We start from the raw sequence: 1,891 nt of genomic DNA, 5'->3' as shown, positions 1-1,891 counted from the left end.
TTTAAAGGCACGCCGGAAGCGTGATCTCTTTTTCTGGACCTTGGAAACAGGGGCCAGCGATGGAGATGAAGGCCACAGGTAAGCAGAGATTTATGGAGAACGGTCATGAGTAAAACATTACAGTGTATTGCCCGCCCCGGCTTGCACTCTCAAAAACCGGCATCGCCAACAGGCAGTCGCGCCGGCATCGATGTAAAAACAGTCCAGCAAGTGTTCGCGACAGGCAACAGCGCCGTCGACGAAAAAGCGCTGATTACACTACCTAAGGCACCTTGGGAAACAAGGAATGACCCGCAGTAATGAGCTCGTTTGATCCATCCATTTCCCTAGAGCGCATCCAAGCACAATACGCCCGCATCTATTATGCTGCGTGGCCAGAGCTTCTTGCCATTTTGGAATATGAAATCAGAATGAGAGGCGGCGAACCACGTCAGCCAGCTGCGCCAAAGAAGGCCCCACGCCGTAGCGCTCGCGCTTGACCGCATGGCCCATCAAATCGGCGGCCAGACGATCAGGCACGTTCAGGGCCAGCATACGATCCTCAAAACTATGGCGCAGCGAATAGGCAGAGTGGCCGGCTGTTTCTAATAAATCATTAGACCGCAAAAACTTGTTCACCGTATCAGAGAACTTGTCACGGCCCGCATAGTTGGGAAAGCCACTTGGGTTCCGACGCATTGCCTCCAAAGATATGCCACACAGCGGCACCAGGCGCTCAGAGCTATGCGTCTTAAGGGCGCGCAACGCGTTGCCTCGAATGATGATATGCGCAACATCCGCCGATAATTTTATGTCGTCAGCGTGCAGTCCACAAATCTCGCTAGGTCGGCAGCCTGTGTTGATCATGGTCAACAAAATGTCTCGCGCTTGCGCATTTAGGCCTACCAACCCCTCAACCGTGAAGTGCTTTTGAATCCACGCTGGCGAAAATGGCGGGCGGTGTTTTTTGATCTCTTTGAACTTCAGTCCTGAAAACGGGTTTTCTATTTCGAGACGTTCGCGATCAATCACAAGTTTGAGTGTCGAATTGATGTACGACAAATCCTTGTTGGCCGAGTTTGCGGATACGTTGTCGCGCAGAATTTTATCCTGCCACCAATCGCGAAACCGCAAAGCATCGTCGCGTGAAATCTTGTTTATGTCTTTATTGCCGACCACTTTTACCAGGTTGGCAAAGGCCTTAATGCGCGGATTTTTCCAGCGCCGCAATTGGTCAGCGCTCTTTCCAAGAGTGGCCGTTTTTTCAACATCGAAAAACATTTCGGGAAGCGCGGAAAGCTGAACACTGGGCCGCTTGTCTTTGCCCGCGACAGCCTCAAGAGAGACGCCGTCCAGCACTTCGTCGTCTGACAGACTCCCCAAGCGTTCTAAAAGATCTTCAACGCCACCTGACTTATAAATCTCTTTCAAAGGCCTATATGAGTGTCCCTTTTGGGCGGCAACCGCAACCAACGCTTTATAGCGCTCAGTGTCAGTGCTCCCCATGCTTAGGGCAACCCAGTAGTTTTGAAGCGCGGCCTCGACATCAACAACCAGACGCAAAGCCTCTGATTCGCTGTCAGTCTTTAGAGAAGTTTGGACGATCTTGCGCGTATCAAAGCTGGCGAATTCCTTTGGAACTCGCTTTACAAAATACCATTTTTTCCCGCGACGAATGAGTGCCATGAAACACGGATAGCCGCAGAAAACATAGCACGCAAGATGGTAATGTTATGCAGTTTGTTATGCAGATTTAGGTCGCCTAAAGGCACTAAATCTTTAAGTCATTGTTTTTAAACAATATATATAAGCCAAAATGGCGGAGACGAAGGGATTCGAACCCTCGAACGCTTGCACGTTACTCCCTTAGCAGGGGAGCGCCTTCGACCACTCGGCCACGTCTCCGCTGACC

General features: G+C 50.9%; 2 protein-coding genes and 1 tRNA gene. 1 reads left to right on the top strand and 2 read right to left on the bottom strand.

The window, feature by feature from the left end; genetic code table 11:
* The first annotated feature begins 105 nt into the window (after positions 1–105).
* Positions 106–300 (top strand): hypothetical protein, encoded by a 195-nt coding sequence (locus BM025_RS18820; protein ID WP_085848910.1) that lies wholly within the window; start codon positions 106–108, stop codon positions 298–300.
* Positions 301–405: 105 nt separating this feature from the next.
* Here BM025_RS18820 and BM025_RS18815 read toward each other — a convergent pair whose 3' ends face one another.
* Both BM025_RS18815 and BM025_RS18810 read right to left on the bottom strand, forming a co-directional pair.
* The gene (locus BM025_RS18815; protein WP_085848907.1) at positions 406–1,665 is read right to left on the bottom strand and encodes a site-specific integrase; all 1,260 of its coding nucleotides are present in this window, start codon (positions 1,663–1,665) and stop codon (positions 406–408) included.
* A 131-nt stretch (positions 1,666–1,796) separates the two neighbouring features.
* Positions 1,797–1,884, bottom strand: a tRNA-Ser gene (locus tag BM025_RS18810).
* Positions 1,885–1,891 lie beyond the last annotated feature (7 nt).

The organism is Pacificibacter marinus (genome assembly GCF_900109555.1).
In the GTDB taxonomy this organism is placed as follows: domain Bacteria; phylum Pseudomonadota; class Alphaproteobacteria; order Rhodobacterales; family Rhodobacteraceae; genus Celeribacter; species Celeribacter marinus_C.
The sequence above is the reverse complement of the archived record's forward strand: the minus strand, read 5'-3'. Positions and strand labels throughout refer to the sequence as shown.

Bases quoted from the DNA above. Each gene is read 5' to 3' on its own strand.
- BM025_RS18820 (WP_085848910.1), top strand. From the start codon at position 106: ATGAGTAAAACATTACAGTGTATTGCCCGCCCCGGCTTGCACTCTCAA.
- BM025_RS18815 (WP_085848907.1), bottom strand. From the start codon at position 1,665: ATGGCACTCATTCGTCGCGGGAAAAAATGGTATTTTGTAAAGCGAGTT.